Source organism: Shewanella metallivivens, from assembly GCF_028750675.1.
GTDB lineage: Bacteria > Pseudomonadota > Gammaproteobacteria > Enterobacterales > Shewanellaceae > Shewanella > Shewanella metallivivens.
Genome location: NZ_JAQQPZ010000013.1, coordinates 201,135 through 222,133, shown reverse-complemented (window position 1 = coordinate 222,133; position 20,999 = coordinate 201,135). Strand labels below are relative to the sequence as shown.

19 protein-coding genes are annotated in these 20,999 nt (G+C 41.0%); 6 read left to right on the top strand and 13 right to left on the bottom strand.

Annotated elements, in window-relative coordinates:
• Positions 1 to 170 precede the first annotated feature (170 nt).
• Positions 171 to 1,205 (bottom strand): polysaccharide lyase family 7 protein, encoded by a 1,035-nt coding sequence (locus PQR79_RS13720; protein WP_238106317.1) that lies wholly within the window; start codon positions 1,203 to 1,205, stop codon positions 171 to 173.
• 215 nt (positions 1,206 to 1,420) lie between these two features.
• On the opposite strand from PQR79_RS13720, the gene PQR79_RS13715 reads away from it, so the two are divergent.
• Positions 1,421 to 2,170, top strand: a complete 750-nt coding sequence (locus PQR79_RS13715) for a class I SAM-dependent DNA methyltransferase (RefSeq protein ID WP_238106318.1) — start codon at positions 1,421 to 1,423, stop codon at positions 2,168 to 2,170.
• 157 nt (positions 2,171 to 2,327) lie between these two features.
• Here the strand turns inward: PQR79_RS13715 and PQR79_RS13710 are convergent, their stop codons facing one another.
• From PQR79_RS13710 to PQR79_RS13695, 4 genes are all read right to left on the bottom strand, one after another.
• On the bottom strand, positions 2,328 to 2,606 hold the full coding sequence (locus PQR79_RS13710) for a DNA polymerase III subunit epsilon (protein ID WP_238106319.1): 279 nt from the start codon (positions 2,604 to 2,606) through the stop codon (positions 2,328 to 2,330).
• Between the two features lie 155 nt (positions 2,607 to 2,761).
• Positions 2,762 to 3,766 carry an alpha/beta hydrolase gene (locus tag PQR79_RS13705; protein WP_238106320.1) on the bottom strand — a complete coding sequence of 335 codons (1,005 nt, stop codon included), beginning with the start codon at positions 3,764 to 3,766 and terminating at the stop codon, positions 2,762 to 2,764.
• Between the two features lie 43 nt (positions 3,767 to 3,809).
• Positions 3,810 to 4,580 carry an SDR family oxidoreductase gene (locus PQR79_RS13700; RefSeq protein WP_238106321.1) on the bottom strand — a complete coding sequence of 257 codons (771 nt, stop codon included), beginning with the start codon at positions 4,578 to 4,580 and terminating at the stop codon, positions 3,810 to 3,812.
• 26 nt (positions 4,581 to 4,606) lie between these two features.
• Positions 4,607 to 6,073: a flavin-containing monooxygenase gene (locus PQR79_RS13695; RefSeq protein WP_238106322.1), complete on the bottom strand. Its 1,467-nt coding sequence runs from the start codon at positions 6,071 to 6,073 to the stop codon at positions 4,607 to 4,609.
• 184 nt (positions 6,074 to 6,257) lie between these two features.
• Between PQR79_RS13695 and PQR79_RS13690 the strand changes: the two genes are divergently transcribed.
• Positions 6,258 to 7,265, top strand: a complete 1,008-nt coding sequence (locus PQR79_RS13690) for an AraC family transcriptional regulator (protein ID WP_238106323.1) — start codon at positions 6,258 to 6,260, stop codon at positions 7,263 to 7,265.
• A gap of 134 nt (positions 7,266 to 7,399) precedes the next feature.
• Here PQR79_RS13690 and PQR79_RS13685 read toward each other — a convergent pair whose 3' ends face one another.
• The gene (locus tag PQR79_RS13685) at positions 7,400 to 8,017 is read right to left on the bottom strand and encodes an excalibur calcium-binding domain-containing protein (protein ID WP_238106324.1); all 618 of its coding nucleotides are present in this window, start codon (positions 8,015 to 8,017) and stop codon (positions 7,400 to 7,402) included.
• Between the two features lie 198 nt (positions 8,018 to 8,215).
• On the opposite strand from PQR79_RS13685, the gene PQR79_RS13680 reads away from it, so the two are divergent.
• The gene (locus PQR79_RS13680; RefSeq protein WP_238106325.1) at positions 8,216 to 8,737 is read left to right on the top strand and encodes a DUF1993 domain-containing protein; all 522 of its coding nucleotides are present in this window, start codon (positions 8,216 to 8,218) and stop codon (positions 8,735 to 8,737) included.
• Between the two features lie 61 nt (positions 8,738 to 8,798).
• Here PQR79_RS13680 and PQR79_RS13675 read toward each other — a convergent pair whose 3' ends face one another.
• Entirely contained in the window at positions 8,799 to 9,692 is an 894-nt protein-coding gene (locus tag PQR79_RS13675; RefSeq protein WP_238106326.1) for a DMT family transporter, read from the bottom strand.
• A gap of 137 nt (positions 9,693 to 9,829) precedes the next feature.
• On the opposite strand from PQR79_RS13675, the gene PQR79_RS13670 reads away from it, so the two are divergent.
• Positions 9,830 to 10,318 (top strand): MarR family winged helix-turn-helix transcriptional regulator, encoded by a 489-nt coding sequence (locus PQR79_RS13670; RefSeq protein ID WP_238106327.1) that lies wholly within the window; start codon positions 9,830 to 9,832, stop codon positions 10,316 to 10,318.
• Between the two features lie 58 nt (positions 10,319 to 10,376).
• Here the strand turns inward: PQR79_RS13670 and PQR79_RS13665 are convergent, their stop codons facing one another.
• The 4 genes from PQR79_RS13665 to PQR79_RS13650 form a co-directional block, all read right to left on the bottom strand.
• Positions 10,377 to 13,946 (bottom strand): S8 family serine peptidase, encoded by a 3,570-nt coding sequence (locus tag PQR79_RS13665; protein WP_238106328.1) that lies wholly within the window; start codon positions 13,944 to 13,946, stop codon positions 10,377 to 10,379.
• Between the two features lie 177 nt (positions 13,947 to 14,123).
• The gene (locus PQR79_RS13660) at positions 14,124 to 14,375 is read right to left on the bottom strand and encodes a DUF2999 family protein (RefSeq protein WP_188922271.1); all 252 of its coding nucleotides are present in this window, start codon (positions 14,373 to 14,375) and stop codon (positions 14,124 to 14,126) included.
• A 305-nt stretch (positions 14,376 to 14,680) separates the two neighbouring features.
• Positions 14,681 to 15,070: a hypothetical protein gene (locus PQR79_RS13655; RefSeq protein WP_238106329.1), complete on the bottom strand. Its 390-nt coding sequence runs from the start codon at positions 15,068 to 15,070 to the stop codon at positions 14,681 to 14,683.
• Positions 15,070 to 16,638, bottom strand: a complete 1,569-nt coding sequence (locus PQR79_RS13650; RefSeq protein WP_238106330.1) for a S41 family peptidase — start codon at positions 16,636 to 16,638, stop codon at positions 15,070 to 15,072. The genes PQR79_RS13655 and PQR79_RS13650 overlap by 1 nt, the downstream gene beginning before the upstream one ends.
• A 212-nt stretch (positions 16,639 to 16,850) precedes the next feature.
• Here PQR79_RS13650 and PQR79_RS13645 point away from each other — a divergent pair, with 212 nt between their 5' ends.
• Positions 16,851 to 17,600, top strand: coding sequence for an arginine N-succinyltransferase (locus PQR79_RS13645; protein WP_238106331.1), 750 nt, complete (start codon positions 16,851 to 16,853; stop codon positions 17,598 to 17,600).
• 78 nt (positions 17,601 to 17,678) lie between these two features.
• Here the strand turns inward: PQR79_RS13645 and PQR79_RS13640 are convergent, their stop codons facing one another.
• Positions 17,679 to 17,975 (bottom strand): peptidylprolyl isomerase, encoded by a 297-nt coding sequence (locus tag PQR79_RS13640; RefSeq protein WP_274408591.1) that lies wholly within the window; start codon positions 17,973 to 17,975, stop codon positions 17,679 to 17,681.
• A 200-nt stretch (positions 17,976 to 18,175) separates the two neighbouring features.
• On the opposite strand from PQR79_RS13640, the gene PQR79_RS13635 reads away from it, so the two are divergent.
• Complete coding sequence (locus tag PQR79_RS13635; protein ID WP_238106333.1) at positions 18,176 to 20,269, top strand: prolyl oligopeptidase family serine peptidase; 2,094 nt, start codon at positions 18,176 to 18,178, stop codon at positions 20,267 to 20,269.
• A gap of 168 nt (positions 20,270 to 20,437) precedes the next feature.
• On the opposite strand, the gene PQR79_RS13630 is transcribed toward PQR79_RS13635, so the two are convergent.
• Complete coding sequence (locus PQR79_RS13630; RefSeq protein WP_238106334.1) at positions 20,438 to 20,995, bottom strand: hypothetical protein; 558 nt, start codon at positions 20,993 to 20,995, stop codon at positions 20,438 to 20,440.
• Between the last annotated feature and the right edge of the window lie 4 nt (positions 20,996 to 20,999).

The following is a 20,999-nucleotide window of genomic DNA, read 5'->3' as shown; positions in this document are numbered from 1 at the left end:
AGCATTTTTTAAACGCTCCAATCCTCATCGCATTGGAGCTTGTTTGTTATCTGAATGGTTAAATTGTATGTGGCGCTAGACTTTAAGACCTATTTACGACTTTCAGTTAAAAAGTGTAACTCGGCTTCAAAAATTGTCTTAAAAATCACTCAGTAGCAACAACCTGATAATTATTGCTTTAACTCAAGTTGATAAAAGCTCGCTTGGGTGTAATCGCCAGCTTGCATGCCGCGCCATTGGCAATCTGAACTGCTTTTGTTGGTATTACATTGGTTATAAACGCCTGCTTTGTAATACATCCAATCATTTTTATAACCGAGATCGACTTTGTGATCTTGGTAATTCCCTTGGGCTAGGTTGACGTCGAAGGTCTTTACTATTGGTTTGTCGCTGTTTGGATTTTTGGTGAATGTCAGCGTCATATTGTCGCCTTCAACATTCACTTCATAAGCGAATATTTCGCCTAATTTAATGCCATTTTTTGGATCGCTAGCCCCTTTACGCAAGTTGTATTTACCGAACACATTGTGACGAATATCTTGACGAAGTTTTTTGCCATTACTGTCGACAGCATCTTGTAATTTTGGCTCCGGGTTTAACTCGTAGCTCCAAGCTAAAGAGCCATATTCATGCTCTGGCAATTTACGATAAACAATTTTAAGTGGTTCGTTATCTGAGCCATGTATTTGACCAATGACCACAGCATATGCGCCATTTTTTTTGTCATTACCACTGGTGCTGACGTGATCTACAGATAAGGTTGCTTTTAATTGCCCGCCAATAGCGCCGTATTCACTGGCACTGGGATGCGACGCCACGACAAAATTGTTTTTAGGCTCATCGTATTTTTCGGCCAGCATCGCGCGTAGTTCGCTACGGGTATTTTTACTGTTTGGTGTTGTTGGGGCTTCATTGGGTGCAACAAAGACGAGGGCGCCAGTTTTGCTGTCGGTATAAAACCATTGCGGATGAGAGTAAGGCGTTTGGGTGTCGCTGAGTTGTTGTTTATCAATTTCTAATGCCTTGCCTGCTTTCTCGGTGGAGAGTTCCGGTAAGGTTATCTTCCATTTTGATAGATCAAAGTTTTGTGCCGGCGCATTCGTTGGGGCAAGATTGAATTGTTTGGCTGTATCAAGTTCAATTGACGCGACTGCCGGGCCGGCAATCATGCTGACGGTTAACAAACTCAGGTAGATTTTCTTCATTAAATTGTCCCTCAAGATATGGCTAAATAATTTAATAGAATACTACAGTAATATTGTATTACAAATGTGTGATCGGGATAGATTTTCTAGTGTTATCTTCAAGTTTACTTTGTTCGCGATGAGATGATGGAAAGCTGATTTTAGTGATTTCTCAAAAGCATGATTTGATATATGATGCGCCACCTTAAATTTGCCTGTGTCGCCGATCCCTTTTTATGTCTACCAATGCCCTTTATACCGATTTGTCCGGTTATTACGATTTAATGTGTTGTGATATTAACTACCAACAGCAAAGCAATAGCGTGGCACGCTTGCATCAGATTTTGGGCAACGAGGGTAAACAACATTTAGATTTAGCGTGTGGCACAGGACCACATGTTAGGCATTTTATTGATTTAGGCTTTCAAAGCAGTGGCCTTGATATTAATCAGCCGATGCTCGATATTGCCATGCGTCGTTGCCCTGAAGCGCAGTTTAGTTTGCAAAATATGACTGAGTTTTATGTTGAAGAGAAGCTCGATTTAATTACCTGTTTTTTGTATTCCATTCATTATTCTCAAGGTGTCGAGGCGCTTAAAGCCTGCATTGCGAGTGTGCATAAGGCATTAAACCCTGGTGGTTTATTTTGTTTTAATTCGGTTGATAAACATCAGATTAATAATAATGCTTTGGTGCGTCACAGTGCTAATTTTGAAGGTAGTCAGTTTGTGTTTGAGTCGGGTTGGCATTACAGCGGTGCAGGTGAGATGCAGGCACTCAATTTGAGCATTGCCAAAACCCAGCTTGATGCGACACAACTATGGCAAGACTCTCATACCATGGTCGCCACAAGCTTTACTGAGCTGCAAGCATTGTTAAGCCCGTATTTTGATGTGCAAATATTTGAACACGATTACGACAGAATCATCCCGTGGGATTTAGCTTCAGGCAATGCCCTGTTTGTGTGTACAAAACGGGAAGTTTAAGGTTAAGGCTTGAGTGGTCGCTTGGGCTGTTGTGCAAATGATCTTTTAGCCATTTGTCTGCACACATGAATGAGTTGGACTTTTGCTATATAGATTGTCTACTAACTTAAATCACGCCAGCCATTATGGTGACTAATGGCTGGTGTCTACACTTCGTTTAATGCTCGGTATCAGTAAACTCGGCTTCAGCCTTTTCTAGTTCTTGTTGTGTTTTAAGCTCAAATTGTTGCTGCTTTTTCAGTTTTGCTTCTTCTGCAAGCGTGGCTTGTCGTTCTTTAAAGCTGTGCTTTTCTGTTTTGGTCAAAAATTTAAACGCTTTCTCGTTAGCAAGAGCGTAGCCGACCACATCTTCGCCTTTTACTCTGCGTTCATCGACACGTTGTGAAAAACGTTGGTTATCGCGCGCTTTGCGCTCTTCGGCATTAAGCTTACTCATGTTGTATCCTCATTTTTATGACTGTTCGGGGTAATTCGTTCAGTCAAATAAATGAGTTGCACATTCATCAAGCTGAGGGCGTATTTTAGCATAAGTTGCTCAACTCACTCATTAGAATGCAGGGATAAACGTGCACACTATTTCATATCTGCCATTTAATCATTAAAGCGTTTCAATGCCGCAGCAATACTGTGGCAAGCCTGTTTGGCACGTTTGCTGAGTGTGGTAATGGAGATAAACCCGTGCATACAATCGTCATAGTGCTCATGGTGGGTGTTAACGCCGGCATCTTTTAAGCGATTAGCATAGGCAATGCCATCATCTCTTAAGGGATCAAACCTAAGAGTTAATAAGTAAGTGCTAGGCGAGCCGCTGATATCGTCAGCCTGAAGTGGGCTGACTAAGGGGAGGGTGATTTCGTCGAGTGAATTGACATAGTGGCCTCTAAAAAAATCCATTAAATCGCGTGTCAGCAATAACTGCTTATTGAAACAACGGTACGACTCGGTGAGCCCTTGTAAATCGACCATAGGATAAATTAAAAACTGAAAATTAGGCTTTGCATTGATTTGCACAGGCAGCGTTGTGTGTAATGACGGCAAGCCAATAATGCAGGCAAAATACGCCCCAGCACTGTCGCCGCCAACACCGATATGATCCGGATTGATGTTGAGCTGTTGATGGTTGTTGTTAATGTAGTTCCAGGCTTCGATAGCATCACAAATCGCGCTAGGGAATTTATGCTCAGGAGCTAAACGATAGCCCACCGAGATGATATTCATGTTGCCGTGCTTAGCCAAAAAACGGCAAAAACGATCATGGGTGTTAATGCTACCAATCACGCAACCGCCACCATGAAAATACACTAAGGTTTTTTTAGGAATGTTGCTGTTGGGGTGGAAGATCCGCAAGTTAATGGTATTTGTGTCGCCAAGACCTGTGCTAATTGGAATCGCTAAATCTGTCACTTTATCCATGGCAATTTTATTCAGCCCAACCAACTTATCCATTGCTGCATAGATAACCCTAAACAAGGCAACGGGTAATTTATATAAAGGCAGTAATGACAACATTTTAGCGGCGCTTAACTGCGACGATTCGAGCTTAGCGGTATGTAATGTTGCGTTGTCAGGTGACGACTGAGGCTTATTGTTGTTCATTTTTATCGCCTTTTTGATGTGTATTGTATCCGCTTAACAGGGGTTATCGGCTTAACCATTTCATCACTAAACGATTAATAAACGCCGGAGATACGTTACTTAATCTGTGTAATATCCCATAAAACACGCTGACGGTTCGATGTGTTTTTGGGCGCCTAACTTGTTTGTCGATGACTGCGACTACATCTTGAGCGGTGATATTCACCCCAAGGCGATGCAGCACTTTGGCGCTGTTTTGTTGTGATGTAAGCATATTGGTTGCCACAAAAGGAGGCATGACGTCGCATACGCTAATACCGTGCTTTTTCCACTCTAGTTCTAACGCTTCGGTCAGGGCTTTTACAGCAAACTTACTGGCGGAATAACTTGCCAGCTCTGGTACGCCGTAATCACTGCTGGCCGATGACATATTAATCACAGTGCTGTTGCCATGGTTTTTTAAATAGGGCCAGGCCGCATGGCATAAGTTCATCACCCCGTTAACATTAATATTAAGGGTGCGCTGATGTTGCTCAATCGAAACAGCTTCAAACGGGCCAATTTCTAGGATGCCAGCGTTATTGAGTAAGATCGCCAAGCAATCATTATGCTCAGCACAAAATTTAGCCATAGCGCGTTGTACTTGTGAAACATCACAGACATCAAGTTGAAACAAGCGTATCCGCGTTCTATCCCATATTTCGGTGGCTTGTGTTAGTTGCACCATATTGATGTCGGCCATGGCAACCCAATAGCCCTTTTTATAAAAGTGTCGAGCGGTGGCTAGACCAATACCTGAAGCCGCGCCGCTAATAAATATGGTGTTGTTATTCATTCACTCGGTAGCCTTACGCAAGTTAATTAAAACGTGGTGGTATTGATATGTTCCATCTGTGGATCTTTCATTTCATCAACCCAACGCTGCCAGGTGTATGGCCATAAAATTGGGTCGCCATCGGCATCTAAATACCAACTTTGGCATCCCCCAACCCAGCTGGTACCTTTTAAGCCCTCTTTGACATAAGCCGTAAAGTCGTCAATGGCTTGTTGTTTGGCTTCAAACTCATCAAATTCACGATCTCGCCATTTATCAATTAATTTGATCACGTAATCTGTTTGTACTTCACTCATGGCGATAACCGAAAAGTTGCCAATGGGAGTATTGGGGCCAAGCATTAAAAAGAAGTTTGGATAATCGCTAAGCAGCATTGAGCGGTAGGCTTTAATTTTATGCGCCCAGGCTTTATCGATATGTACATTATTGCGGCCGACTAAATTCATTGGGCGCATAAAGTTAAATGCATTAAATCCGGTCGATAACACTAACACGTCCAGTTCGTGGTGGTTGCCATCTTTAGTGATAATGCCCGTTTCGGTAATGCGCTCAATGCCTTCGGTGATCAGATGTGCGTTGGGTTTTTGAATGCCTTTATAAAATGTGCTGTTGATAATGACCCGTTTGCAGCCGACTTGATAATGAGGGCGAAGCTTTTCTCGTAAGGCTTTGTCTTTAATGCTTAATCGCAGATTGGCCTTACATAAAAAGCTCAACAGATGCTTTTGAATAAACTGGCCTGTCACGGCTTTGGTAAAAAAGTGTTCTAGAAAGAACTTGCCTGTATTGCGGTGAAATTTAGTGATGATGGGAAAACGCGTCATTAACTTTCTGCTGGTTTTTGAAAAGGTAAAGTCTGGCAGGTGCATAAGCCATTGTGGTGTGCGCTGAAAAACCGAAACCTGAGCACCTGTTTTAATGAGTTCTGGTATTGCTTGCGCCGCAGTAGAGCCCGTACCAATGACCCCTACACGCGTATTGGCTGTTATCTCGACACTATGATCCCATTGCGCGGTATGAAATTTAGCGCCTTTAAAATCGCCTAGTCCAGCAATATTGGGAAATTGCGGATGGTGTAAAATGCCAGTGGCACACACTATAAAATCAGCAATATAAGTTTGTCCTTTGTTTGTTTTAACAGTCCATTTTCCATCGGTATAGTGGGCATCGGTTACCGCTTCATTAAAGCGTATATCACGCGCGACATCGTATTTATTGACCACGTGCTCAAAGTATTGTTTTATCTCTGGCCCGCGGGCAAAAAAACGGCTCCAGTTTGGGTTAGGCTCAAACGAGTAGGTATACATGTGCGCGGGTACATCGCAAGCCGCACCTGGGTAGGTGTTTTCTCGCCAGGTACCGCCAACAGACTCTTTTTTCTCTAGGACAACAATGTCGGTAATGCCTGCTTGGCGCAGTTTAATGGTCATTAAAATGCCTGTCATACCTGCGCCAATAATCACCACCGACGGGTTGCGTTTTGTTTGAGTCATAGGGCCTCAATTATTGTCATTATCACGATTTTTATTATTATTCTGCATGCTTATCTCTCTATATGTGCATGCAAACAGGGTTAATAAATTGTTTCTGTTTATCCAGCATAGGAAATTGCACTTAATTGATCTACGGTTTAAATGGACGTATATTTGTGATTTTAAGACATCGTGATCGTAACGTATGACATTTCGCAGCATTACCAGTGTGCAAATTATTGTGGCCTACGGTATTGAGCAGGGTATTGAAGAGAGCCTGTTACTTAAGGGCTCAGGGCTGACGGGTGCGCAATTAAACGATCACGACCAACTGGTTGAAGATACGCAAGAATTACAGGTGTTAAATAACCTGATGCAGCACACATCGTCAGCCTTTACCGTTGGCGTAGCCTTAGGCAGTCGATACCATTTAACCAGTTATGGCATTATGGGTTACGCTCTTTTAGCCAGCAGCACCGCCAGAAAAGCCATTGAATTGGGCTTACGTTATTTAGATTTAACCTATGTGTTTTCGCAAATCTCCTTAAACCAGCTTAATGATGATACGGCGCTCACGTTTTCATGTGACGTGCCGGGCGAGTTGGGTGAACTGGTGTTGGTAAGAGACATGGTTGGCGCGGCGATAATCCAGCGCGAGGTTTTTGAACATAAAGATTTACCGATAACACTGCAGTTTACTGCATCCCCACCCGCGAATTTATCAATAGCGGATATTGAGCAAACCCTTGGGGTTAATATTCGATTTAATGCTAATTACAATGGCTTTGCTCATTTAGCGCCTCTGCTCGATTTGCCATTAACCAAAGCTAATGAAGCCACAGCCAGACTGTGTGAAGCGCAATGCAGCCAATTATTACAGCAAAAACAAAACTGGAAACCCGTCGCCAAATTGGTAAAAGACACCCTAGTGCATTTAGGTTTAACAGCATCAATGGAAGACATTGCCGCCCATTTAGCCCGAACTACTCGCACTTTGCATCGACAACTTAAGCAGGAACAAACCAGTTGGCGCCAGGTGCGAGACGATGTGCGCGTCGGCATTGCTGAGGCATTATTATTAACGCCAATGCATCTGGATGAAATCGCTGAAAGGCTTGGTTACAGCAATGGGGCTAATTTTAGCCACAGCTTTAAACGCTGCAAACAGATGACTCCAAGCCAGTATCGTAAGCAAGTAACAAAACAGCGATAGCCACCAGTGTAAAATAGGTAAAGGCTAGTGAGAACCTAAAGCCTTAGATCAAGAATAGAACAACTTATACCAAGAGTTTAGAGCAAGCGGCTGTTAAATCTGAATCTGCCTTCTATGAGTTCATTATATAATAATTATTTATTGAACTGCTGTTCGCATGGGATGCCGTCATGATCACCATCCATTTTGGTACCTGGACAGTTACGGTTATAAAAGGTTGCTTCGGCATATGAGCGCATTTGGCTGCAGTGTATTTTACCGGTTTCACATCTAAATTGTGGTTGCAGGTTTTTAGCGCTTGGATTTGGCACTGAAGGTTGCCATTGCATTTGGTCAATATCAGCATTGGTTAACACAGGGACTGCTGTCATTTTTTCATATTGCTTATAGCCGAAAATCCCAACACCAAGCAAGATGATCAACATGAGTAAACGGCCGAGTATTGGGCTGCTGGTGCGATGATTATGATATCTTTCGCTGGGTCTATGTGTGATTCGTGCGGTGTTATTGGTTGATGAGTGTTGACGGTTAGCAATAACAGCAACGCCTTCAATGCTGGCTTTTATGGCTCTGATTTTTCCGTCAGGTTGGTTTTCTCGATGGAATACAATCTCATCGCCAACCTTGGGCTTCCTGGCCATGTGCTTTAACGCAGAGATATGGATAAACACATCTTGATCATTACTGGTTTCAGGTTTAATAAACCCAAAGCCTTTTTCATCGTTCCAACGAACTAATGTGCCTCTTTCCATGGCGATACTGCTCCTAATTATGTTGTTCTGTCAGTAATATAATAACTGTATTGATGAGTTATTTGAATCGGTTATTGTGTTGGATGATGACTGGGATTATTGTGGTTAATACAGGCTAAAAATGTATTTGATTTGGTTGCAATCTAATGTGGTATTGCTAACGCGTTACAGCTTGCACCCCCAATGGAGGGATTTGTCATGCTATACGATCTGACTGTCGTGCAATTCAGCAAGATGCTGAATAATTTAAACCATATTCTTGATAAAGCAGAAGCTTTTGCCGCGCTTAAAAGAGTGGATATGGCAGTGTTGTTGAACTCTCGCTTAGCACCCGATCAATTTAATCTTATTCGCCAGGTGCAAATTGTTTGTGACACAGCCAAAATCGGGGTGGCGCGTTTAACTGGGCATATGGATTCAGTGCCAACGCATGATGATAGTGAAACCACACTAGAGGAGTTACGCCAACGCATTACATCTGTGCTGAACTATCTTGAGGGGTTTAGTGAGGCGGACTTTGGTCATGCTGAAAAGGTACACGTGTCGCAACCGCGTTGGGGAAGTAAGTACCTCACTGGCTATGAATTTGCCATTGAACATGCGATCCCGAATTTCTATTTTCACATCACTACGGCCTACGCAATATTGCGTCATAACGGTGTCGATGTTGGTAAAAAAGACTATTTAGGTACAATGCCTTATAAAGTGCCGTTGATTTAAGTCGAATTTGAGTAAACAAAAGGATAAGCCTTTGCTTATCCTTTTATTTCAACGTGTATAATTATTTTATCAATGCAGAGTGACGTAACTTTGTCAGTAGCGCATTAAGTAATGTCGGTGCGATAGAGGCCAATATCATTCCTGCCATCAATAAGTATTGCGGTGTTGTGTAAGTCTCGCTTAATAATATTGCGCCACAGGCGATACCTGCGATGGGATTAGCGATACTGCCAAAGGTAAAATCGACCACCGACATTCGCTGTAATAACCACACGTACATGCTGTAACCCAGCACGGTATTGAGCAAAAGAATCCAAATAATACCGACAGTATTATCCCAACTAAATTCATTCATCACATTGGTATAGGGTTCTGGTGTCAAAAGTGCTTGCACACCAGAAACAATACTAAGCAGCACCCCGCCAATAATCAGTTGCCAGGTTAAGATGGTCCACCAATGAATCCGTGAGCCAAGCGCTTTGGTAATGGTGCTGCCAACAATAATACAGCTTATGGCGGCAAGCATCGCAATGAGTCCGACTGGATTTAGGGTTATTGAACTTGGGTCAAACAACATCCACGCAAGCATGACTAATACTGCACCACAACAAGCTTGTAAGGCATTAGGACGCTTTTTGTTCATAACCCAATGAAATAGCATCGCAAACACGGGCACAGATATCATACCCACTCCAGATATTGCTGAAGGTAGCGTCAGCGCCATTACAAATATCAAACAGAAAAATACCGCAATATTAATCGCACCAAGCTTAAATAAAATAGGCCAGTCTGCAGATGCTGGGCGACTGGGTTTTATTGCCAATAATATTAATCCCGCAGGCAATGCGCGTAATGCACTGAGCAATAATGGTGGCCAGTCTGCCAATGTATATTGGGTTACAGCGTATGTCGTCCCCCAAAAAAAGGCGGGGATCATGGCAAGTAAAATGTTCATCAATACCTTGGTGTTAATTTATCTTCACGTAAAGATAGTTGACAGTGTGGACTGATAGGTTGTTTTTGTAAAGTCGCTTCTTATCAAGTATCTTAATGTTAAGATTTTTTGTATTGAAAGTAAAAGTGAGAGTGAACATGGAAGATGTCGATAAAGTGGTTGCGCAATGGGCGACAGAAAAGCCCCATTTAGATACCGTGCCTATGGCATTGCTGGGGCGCTTTTTACGTTTACACAAACACCTAGAGGCCGAAATATCGGCTTGTCATAAGCAATTTGGCTTAACCATGGGCGAGTTTGATGTATTAGCCACGTTAAGACGAAATGGAGAGCCATATATCTTAACGCCTTCGATATTACTGTCGTCAATGATGCTCACCTCGGGCGCCATGACCCATCGCTTAGATAAGCTTGAAGCTAAGCAGTTAATTGTACGTACCCATAGCACAGAAGACCGCCGTAGCGTATCAGTAGGGTTAACCAACAAAGGGCTTACAGTGATTGATGCAATGATAGAGCAACATGTATTAGTGCAGCACAAACTCGTTGCCAGTTTATCTACCAGCGAGGTGCCAGCATTAAACCAATTACTTAAAACCTGGCTAACGGCTTTTGAAGGCGAGTGATTCTAGCGTTATAGGTTACTTTGGCTAAAACTAACAATACCTCTTGATATTGTTAGTTTTATTTAATTATTGATATGTTATTTAATAATAAAGCTGAATGTTTTTTATTTCTAGCAATAGATATAATTAGTAATAACATTAATAAGTAGTGGCTCAAACTTCCGCCACCACTTTTTTTATCACTATCAACTTCTACAGGTTCCGTTGGAGTAGTAGAATTTTCTATTATTGTTAATGAAATACTGTATTGTATAACCCCTCCATTGGAATCATCTATACTAATATCAATGTTATGATTCCCGATAATATTTGATTTAATATTCATTACTACTTCCCCCGAAGAACTTGTTATGATAGAGGCGGCTGATGATGAAGTCGTAAATTGGAGTTCGTCGTTATCTATATCATCAAAGTAGCTTGATAAGTATAGTGTTAATGAAGTGTTTTCTACTAAGGTTATATTGCTTATATCACTTTTCACTTGTGGTAAATGGTTTTTGTATATTAAATTAAAGTATAATAACTCCGTAACTATATTTACTTCATCTGTAATAGATATTGTTACAATGTTATCTAATGGTTTGTCATCCTTAAATAATGTACCTGATAACACTCCAGATGAAATTGTAATCTTTGGGGGTAGGTTGATAGGGTTTATTACTACTACTTCATCTTCAACGTTCTCTATATAGTCATATAGATTTATGTTGAATTGTTCGCTAGTATAAATTTCAAAAGTATTAGTTTTTAATTTTGGTGGTATGTTTGTTTTTGACTTGTTATTGATGGTTATATAAGCATTAATTGACTCTTCACCATCTGACACCTCAACATTGATAATGTAACTGCTTTCTGACAATGCATTGTTGGTTAGTGACATTGTACCAAGGCGATCAATTTTAAAATTATCATTATTAGTATTGTCTATAAAAAATAGAGTGTCATTGTCAATGTCATTAAATAAATTATTCAGTTCTATTTTTTCATCAGCAATGTCAACGTCAAACTGTACTTGCTCAGGAGGACTATTAACACCATCGTTTACTTTGAAGATGTAAGAAACTTCATTTTCAAAGTCTCCTGATATGAACTGGTTATAGTCTTTCCCTATTCTTATCCCGCGGTTTTCTATTAAAGAATAAAGGTTTTTTGAAACATTTGAATAGCTAAGAACTATAGTAGAGTTCTTTTCGAAAAATATAGCTTGAATATCGGCAGTAAATTCTTCTAATGTGGTTTCATTATTTTTTATTTTAACAATGTATGTTCGTTCACCTTCTTCACCAAGTATTCTATATTCAGAGCTAAATAGTAATAATTCTTCACTATAGGTTGTGTTCTTTTGGTGAGTATATATATAAATATTATCTTCAGATATATCCGATATATTATTGAAGTATGTTTTACTCTCAACCTCAGTGGTTGAGTTTTTTATGTCATCACTACTTTCAGTAAATGCTGTTGTTTTTATGTTTTTATGTGATTTAGGCTTCTGAACAACTTGAGAAGGTCTATTGTTAATATCATTTATTAGTTGGCTATCAAATTCTGGGGCACATTTTGGGCTATCAAAAATGAATTCATCTTCATAGTACTGACTGGATAACATTAGGTTACCAACTTCCATATTATTTAATAAGCAAGTTGATGTTTTTACACCTCCAATATTAATATGAAATGGTGTTTTATCTATTCTTGTTGAGTACCTATCATCCTTAGTGATAAGTGGAACCTTTTTTGGGGGGTGGTACTTTTGTAAAGCAAGTACTTTGAGATCGTTATCAGTGTCAATTTTTAAATTATGGACTCCAACCTCGTCAAAGCTTAACTTAGTAATGTTATAACCATCATCGCTAATAAGATCCGGATAAACTCCATTATCTACAGATTTATATGATTTATTATTAAACTCATCTATTATAGTCAAAGGTCCATTACTTTTATTACAATTTATATGAATACCTTTTATTATTAGTTCATCACCAATAGCTCTAGCTATCCATCGTTCTGTAGTAGGGTATATACGTTTATGTATATACTGATCTTTACAGTTAAGTAAACCATTTTCGTTACTTCCGTAAATTTGCAATATTTTATTTGATATTGTTCTTTGGTGACTTGGGATAGATAGATCTTCGTTGACTAGTTCACCAGAAGAAATGATTAAATTTCTCACTTCCCAAGGGGCTAAATCATTTATTGAGTTTAAGAGTGATATTGCTCCCGCAACTTGAGCCGCAGCTAACGCAGTTCCTGAAGCATAACGATATCCATCACTTTCTGTGCTTAAATTTGGATCTGAAATTGTTATTTCATCAATATAAGCAGTAGTAGCATGATAAGTATCATTAACAATTCCAGCCGGATAACCTAACCTTAATTTTAGCGTTTTAAGTTTCTCACCAATGTCTTCATGTACTGAAACAATACTACTTATTGATTGCCACTGCTTACTTGGCATAAAAAATGACCCCATTGGTAACCAACTTGAAATTGACTCATCATAATAGTCTAAATTTATCCAACGTTCTGATAAGTTAAGTGTGTAAAATGAGAATAAAATTTCTTTGCCTTGATATTGTTCTAGGTTTATAGGTGGAAGCTCAATAAAGGAATCGATATCTCCAGAATAAACTTCCCAAGAGCTATTTCCTGTATAGTATTTTTCAGTAGATATAGATACATTGTTTAATTGCGATGTTGGTATATCATTTTGATCAAATAAAAAATCAAACTGTTCACTTTTTTCGTGTTTTTTATTAATACTCGCTGTTAATAAATAATTAGCTGGTGCAGTTGTACTAATACTGTTAGCCCCGTACCCATAATAATTACCGTTTGTTCCTCTTCCTGAAATGGTAATTACATTTGGTAATAAATAGGCTCCCGGGAAATCCAAGCCTAGATCCAAGTTTGCCGCAAAAAAATATTGATCAATCTCACCTCTCATTGGTGATATTACTAATATTTCAGCATCATTTAATTTTTCAAATACAGGTTTTACTTTTGCTATTGCATCGTACTGTTCAAATAAGTTTATCCCAAAAGTTAATACAACAGAGGATATCTTTTGTTGTTTTACCTCTTTAAGGTATATGATGTAATCTACACATTTATCAAAGTTTTCTATAGTACCGCCATTTTCATCAGCAAATATACAAGAAGCAACTTTGGCAACATTACTTATCCCAGCTATTCCTGTATAATTATCATACTCTGCAGATATAAGTGAAGCCATTTCTGTACCTAAGCCATAATAGTCAGAAATGTCACCATTTTTTTTAGTGATATTCACACCATGGATATCATCAATATAACCATTTAAATCATCATCTATATTGTTATTTATAATTTCATCAGGATTAACCCACATAGAGCTTTTAATATCTTCGTGATCAAACTTTATTCCTTGACCAATAATGAAGGTAATATTTTCGTCAGTAGCAGTTATTCTTGACTCTAAATAATGATTAAATCCAATGCCAAAGGAACCGCCATTAGGACCTTCACTTCCATTTAAATACCATTGATCCGGATACAAAGGGTCATTCACTAACTCTGACGCTTTTGTTGGGACGAGAAATATAAAAGTTAAACTTAATAAGGTTATAGTGCGAAACAAATCCATTCTAAAACATCCATGTACAGTATTTTAATGTAAAATTATTGTAACCCACTTGTAAGTATTAGTTAAGCTTTTGGTTTGAGAGGCAAGGTTGTTTAGGGCAAATGCGAAAAAACGACCTGTGTCGTAAGACACAGGTCGTTTTTTTTAACTGAAATAAACTATTAGCTTTCGTAACTCTTACTGCTGCAATTGCGCTTTTGCTGCTTCAACTTTCGAGAAATCTAAGCCCAGCTCAACCACGGCTTCTTTGATTAATGCTGGGTTTTGCATCACAAGGGCCATCAACTGTTGCAGCTTTTCTGGTGGAATACCTAATTGGCCAATGGTTGCCATTGCAGCAAATGGATTTTCAGTTAATGCCTGGAAAAGCTCGGTAATTTGAGCGTCAGTGACCTGGTGTTCTTTTAAGATGGCAATAATCGGATTCATTGCATGACCTTGTTTGGTTAAAGTGAGTAGGGCGAGATTTTATCACGTTTTAGGCTGTTGAGGGCAAGCTCTCTAATGCGGGATGTTCTTAGTATTATTCGTTTGGTTATATAATCCGGCGAAGTGGTTTCATTGTTGTGTTCGGTGGCGAATGAACGATGGAATAGTATTACGCTGTCGTGAGTGAACAGTTTAGTGAAGTACAGTTCAGTGAAATGAATTAACGCATAATAAAAAGGCCAGAGCATATGGTTAATATGTTCTGGCCTTATTGTATTAGCTTAAATCAAACACTCAATGTGCTGCTATTGCGTGTCTTCAAGCTTACAACGTACTAGCGATAATGTTGCCGTTTTACCGCTTTGCACATGTTGCAATAGGCAGCTATCACCTTGTTTTAATAACTGAACCGCGTCAGGTATGTCAGTGCTGCGGCCCATGATCAATAACCCGTTGGCATCTTTGTGCGGTGCGCGCTCAATCACTTCCTGGCTGTATTGCGTAAAGGCATTGTCGCTAATCACTACACTACTGGCACCCAACAAGCTTGCTATTGCTTGTTGTAACTCGGCGTGGGTCTGCACACTTGGGTTAGTTAGCGTTGCAGCTTGTGGCAAAGAGGGCTCCTCGCTTGCTGTCGCGACACAACCCGTTATGAGTACCATGCCAATGAGCCCTATGAGTGGTTTACGCATTATTGCTCCATAGCCTGCGGCGTTAAAATACGGTTATTAATCAGCACATTTTGATTGCGGGTGTCTTGTAACATAAAGCCTGGGTCAATAAAGGTGTTTTTGGCGGGTGCACGGGCTATCGCCGTTGCGGTTGCCGGACAGCTATTGTTGTCACGGTAATACAGCGCCGCACTTAACAGTGTTTCATCACTATCACCTAAAGCATGAGTCAGGTCATCGTCTAGCATACAACCTGGCACTTCACTGTCGACAGTTGGGTTCGTTGATGGGACAAACCCATCTGAATACTCACCAAAGCCTTTGTCATTTACTCCTTTAAATTGAATGGTAAAGTAGGTTGTGTCGCAATTGTCAGTAGGGTAAAAACCGTAAGGTTTACCACAGGTGGTATCACCGAGTTGAATGACCTCAATGTCAATACCACGCAGGGCATTCATTAACGCTTCACTGGCAGAGCAAGTGTCTGGTGTAGTTAATACAAAGACTCGATTAAGGTTTAATGTGGGTAATGATACGCCGCCTCTGAGTAATGAAGTGTTAAACCCAAGAGATTCCGAGTAAAACGGCATTGGTGTTAACGTTTGCCCTGTTACTGGGTCAATCGTTGGGTATTTGTCGTTAAAGCTGGTGCGTTCAAATACACGGTTATTGGTCGCCGTGTCGCCAGCTACCATGTACGCTAATTGGCTGGCAATGGCTAATAATCCGCCGCCGTTATAGCGTATATCTATCACTAAATCATCAACTTGCGCATTGCTTAATGTGGTCATTGCATCATATAAACCTTTTTCAGCTGTGGCGATGTGCGAGTTAAATTGTAAATAGCCCACTTTGCCGCTGTCGGTCGTAATGGTTTTGGTATTTTGTACAGGCGTTGATACTACGGTACCGGCAGTTAAGGTGACACTACGGTCGGTTTGGGCATTTAAATCACGCACGACAAACTCGGTTTGCTTACCGCTTTCGCTAGGAAATAAACCGGCATTAAGGGTGTCAATGCTGTCGCTATCATTGGCGGTTGCCACATCAACACCATCTACCGAGACAATGATTGCCCCTCGGCTGACATCGGCATCACTGGCAGGGGTATTGGGTTCATTATAAGCAACGGTGACCTGTCTGCTTACGCCAGTTGACGCTTGGCGTAAGCTTAAGGTCATACCATAACCCACTGAAGCACCTGAGCCGTTGAGTAAGTCCCATTCTTCAGTCGACATCGAAAAGTGGAAGTTATCTTTTAAGTTACCTGTGTCTGATAATTCTTCTGTTTTGAGCAGATCAAAATACTCCGCAACACTGTATGGTGCAGGATCTCGATCGATGATTTCGTCATACCAAAGGTAAGTATCGTTGCTCCATGAGCGTAACCATAATTTTTGAGTCAGAGAGGCTGTGCATTGATTTGCCAGGCTTGAGTAGCTAGCAAATTGCCCCTCAACCCATTGCGGTGCGGTTGAGCCGATATCGATATCATCGCCACCTGAGGAGCCTCCGCCGCCACAAGCTGCGAGTAAAAGGCTGGTGCCAATCATGAATGGTGTAAAGGTACTGCGAGAGAGTAACTGCATTAAAATAATCCTTTATTTATCTCAAACCCATTTGGTTGATTTACATACTTTCGACTTATAACTTTATTACAATTCAATTCGTTTGTAACTCAAGTTTTGCGTAAATGTTAACTAGAATAGAGGGCGATAATCGTGTAGGCGTTAGGTTTTTATTTGCTGTTTAGCCTTAACGCGCATTACCATGAACAAAATAAATCACTAAAGAGCAGGCTATGCGAGCTTCACATATCAATTTAACTGCGTCGTACAAACAACAAACGGGTGCCTCAGCGGTTAAGTTACTACTGATCATTTTGGCGACCATGTTAGTGACTGCGGGCCTGACATTTTTTGTTATTCGTACTTATATTTTCCCCTCGGCAATGACACCGGTGACCTTAAATACCAAAGAGGAACAACAGCTGGATCATAAGCTAACCCAGCTTGGTTGGCAGGTTGACTCGAGCGCTCGCGCACCAAGCAATTCGACCGATGCTAACAATGCGCTTAAGCATCGCAACTCCATCAATGACAACCCCATCAATGACAATGGCGAGCTAACACCTCAAGCTTATCGCGAATACGACGCCGAGCGACAAGTGACCTTTAGTGAAAAAGAAGTGAATGCGATGATTGGCCGCAACCCAGATTTTGCCAAGCGCGTGGCCATTGATTTCTCTAATAACTTAGCCAGTGCGACTATGCTTATCCCTATACCACATGACTTTCCGGTTATGGCAGGTGAAATTTTACGGGTCAATACAGGATTGGATATTCGTTTAGATGCTAATCGTCGCCCTGTTGTGGCACTCGTGGGCGTGAGTTTAATGGGCGTACCGATCCCCAATGCGTGGCTGGGCAATATGAAAAACGTCAACTTGGTGAGTGAGTTCGGCGATAGAGGCTTTTGGAATACCTTTGCCGATGGTGTCGATGATATTCAAATTCGTGATGGAGAGCTGTACATCAAACTGCGTCAATAATACCGATCTTAAATGTCCATGACAGTGGGCCTTAATTGACGATCACTGTCATCTGCGGGGCTTAAATACTACGGTATTTTAGGTGCGATAAAGCACTTTTACTACGTGCCAGCCAAATTTGGTTTTAACCAAATGCGGGGTAATGAGTTCGCCGTTAAAACAGACTTTATCGAACTGCGGTACCATTTGGCCTTTTTTAAACTCCCCCAAATTGCCACCATTTTTAGCGGAAGGACAACTCGAGTGTTTTTTGGCTAATACATCAAACTTAGCCCCTTTGTTGAGCTGCTTAATAATGTCTTCAGCTTGAGTTTGATGTTTTACTAAAATATGTAATGCCGCTGCCGTTTTAGCCATGATGATGCTCGTATTGATGCTTGTATTGATGGTAAAGATACAGAGAAGAAAAATCACCACATCATTATACCTCTTTAGGCGTGATATTTGGCATTATTTTCCCTTACAAAGGCCTGTAACAGTTTGTAGCAGCTTAAGGATTGAACATCTGCTTAATTGATATAAAGTAAGCACACAATAATAAAAATACATGAGCAAACACGAAAAAGGATATTTAAATGCTTAAAAGAATCATAACTTTATGCATAGCGAGTGCAATGACAATGGCAACATCTATTCAAGCAGAAGAAGATAAATTTATTTGGTTAGAAGACGTTGAAGGCGCTAAGCCTATGACATGGGTAAAGCAGCAAAATGAGGTGTCTGCCAGCCACATTAAAAGCTATGAAGGCTTTGACACCTTAGTTGCCAATAGCCTTGATATTCTTAACAACAAGGCTCGGATCCCTTATGCCAGCCGTACAGGCGACTATTTTTACAATTTTTGGAAAGATGAAACCCATACTCGCGGTATTTATCGTCGCACCACACTTGAAGAATATGCAAAAGCAGAGCCTAAATGGGAAACCGTGCTAGACATTGATGCTCTAGGTAAAGCCGAGGGCGTTAATTGGGTATATAAAGGTATGAACTGCCAACACCCACAAAATGAACGCTGCTTAGTGTCGTTATCACGGGGTGGTGCAGATGCTGCTGAAATACGTGAGTTTGACCTCACCACAAAAAGCTTTGTTGATAAAGCGCAAAAGCCATTTATGGTCGATGAAGCAAAATCGATAATGAGTTGGATTGATAAAGATACGGTATTTATCGGCACCGACTTTGGCGACGGTAACAGCATGACTGACTCGGGTTACCCAAGCCTAGTCAAGCTATGGAAACGCGGCACACCGTTATCTGAAGCTAAGACTATCTTTACAGGTGATAAAGCCTCTGTCGCCACTGCGGGCTACGTTATCTTTGATGATAAAACACCACTGAATATTATTACCGAGAGTTTAACTTTTTATACGGCTAAGCATTACGTGTATCAAAACGACAAGCTGGTGGCGTTGCCGTTGCCAGCCGATGCAGACATTAAAGGCTACTTTAAAGGCCAGCTATACATTGAGCTGAAAAGCGAGTTAGTGACCGATAAAGCAACCTTTAAACAAGGTGCTGTGGTGTTTACCCCAGTAGACAAATTAATCGCCCAAAAGCCTGAGTTTAATGAATTTGTATCGCCTACTGCCACGGCCTTTATTTCGCAAATTAACTTCAGTAAAAATGCAGTATTTGTTACCTGGTTAGACGATGTTAAAAGCAAACTTGTGCGCTATACCCAAAACGATAAAGGCCAATGGCAAAGTGACACTGCCCCATTTGACGCCAATGGCACCTTAAGTGTGTTTGATGTTCAGCGCGACAGTGATGAATTTTTTGTTGATTACACCAGTTTTTTAGCACCATCAACCTTGTATCGTGTTAATGGTGCCACGCTAAAAGCCGAAAAAGTGAAAGGCATGCCACAACAGTTTGCTGCTGATAAATTTACAACCAAACAATTTTTTGCTCAGTCTAAAGATGGCACCAAAGTGCCTTATTTTGTGGTCATGGCCAAAGATATTAAGTTAGATGGCAGTAACCCCACGCTATTGTATGCCTATGGTGGTTTTGAAGTATCGCGTTTACCGTCATACTCGGCCACTGTGGGTAAAAACTGGCTCGAACAGGGCGGCGTGTATGTGTTGGCAAACATTCGTGGCGGTGGTGAGTATGGCCCAGCCTGGCATCAGGCGGCGCTAAAAGAGAATCGTCATAAAGCATTTGAAGATTTTGAAGCTATTGCCGAAGACTTAATTGCCCGTCAAATAACCACAAGTCAGCATTTAGGTATTCAAGGCGGCAGCAACGGTGGTTTGTTAATGGGCGCGGCGTTTACTCGTCGTCCAGATTTATACAACGCCGTGGTATGCCAGGTGCCGTTACTCGACATGAAGCGTTATAACAAGCTGTTGGCGGGTGCCAGCTGGATGGGGGAATACGGTAATCCCGACATTGAAAAAGAATGGCAATACATTAAAACCTATTCGCCATATCATAATTTAAAACAAGGTGTTAAATATCCTAAAGTGTTTTTTACTACTTCAACCCGTGACGACCGAGTTCATCCCGCTCATGCTCGTAAAATGGTCGCTAAAATGGAAGATATGGGAATCGACGTATTGTACTACGAAAACATTGAAGGAGGCCATGCCGGTGCAGCTGACAATACCCAAGCCGCAGAGCTTATCTCAATGGTATACGCCTATTTAATGCAGCAATTACGTTAGTTGATTGGGTGTATACGTAAAGAGAAAAGGGCTTCATTGAATGAAGCCCTTTTTTGTGGGATTAGTATTCTATTTAAAAAAGAAGCCGCAGCATCGACCCTGCGGCTTGAGGCCATTACCGAGTAAAGGGGGAACTAGCTATAACCCTTACTCGGATGGGGGAAGTCATCATTCATCAGCAGCAATCAGGGTGATTTCATTGCTGGCATTAGAACCATGAATTTGTACTGCCACTTTAAACACTTCAACAGCGCCAGCAGCGGCTTTGCTTTCTAGGTCTAAGTCGGTAGCATTAAAGGTATATTGACCTTCGATATCGGTTTCTTCTAATACGCCTACGCAATTGGCACTGTCTGTTTGGTCACACTGAAAACTTTGAGTGACATGCCAGCGTTTCCATGCTTTTGGCTTGGTTGATGGTGATGCTGGGTCTGGATAACCAAAATACACAATGTCATAATCGCTGGCATTAGTAATGGCTTTACCATCAGCATTGCTTAATGTGAATGTTAATGCCCCAGTTGCTGCGTCAAATGAATCAAGTTGCATTGAGATATCAGTTGCTTCATTAACATCAACGGCTTCACTCACAGGATCGACTACCACAGGTGGCACAACGACAACCGGTGTATCATCGACAATAATATCTTCATCATCGTTGTCACTACCACAACCAAAAATTAGCAAACTACTGGCTAAAATGGCGCTAAGATATTTGATCTTCATGATG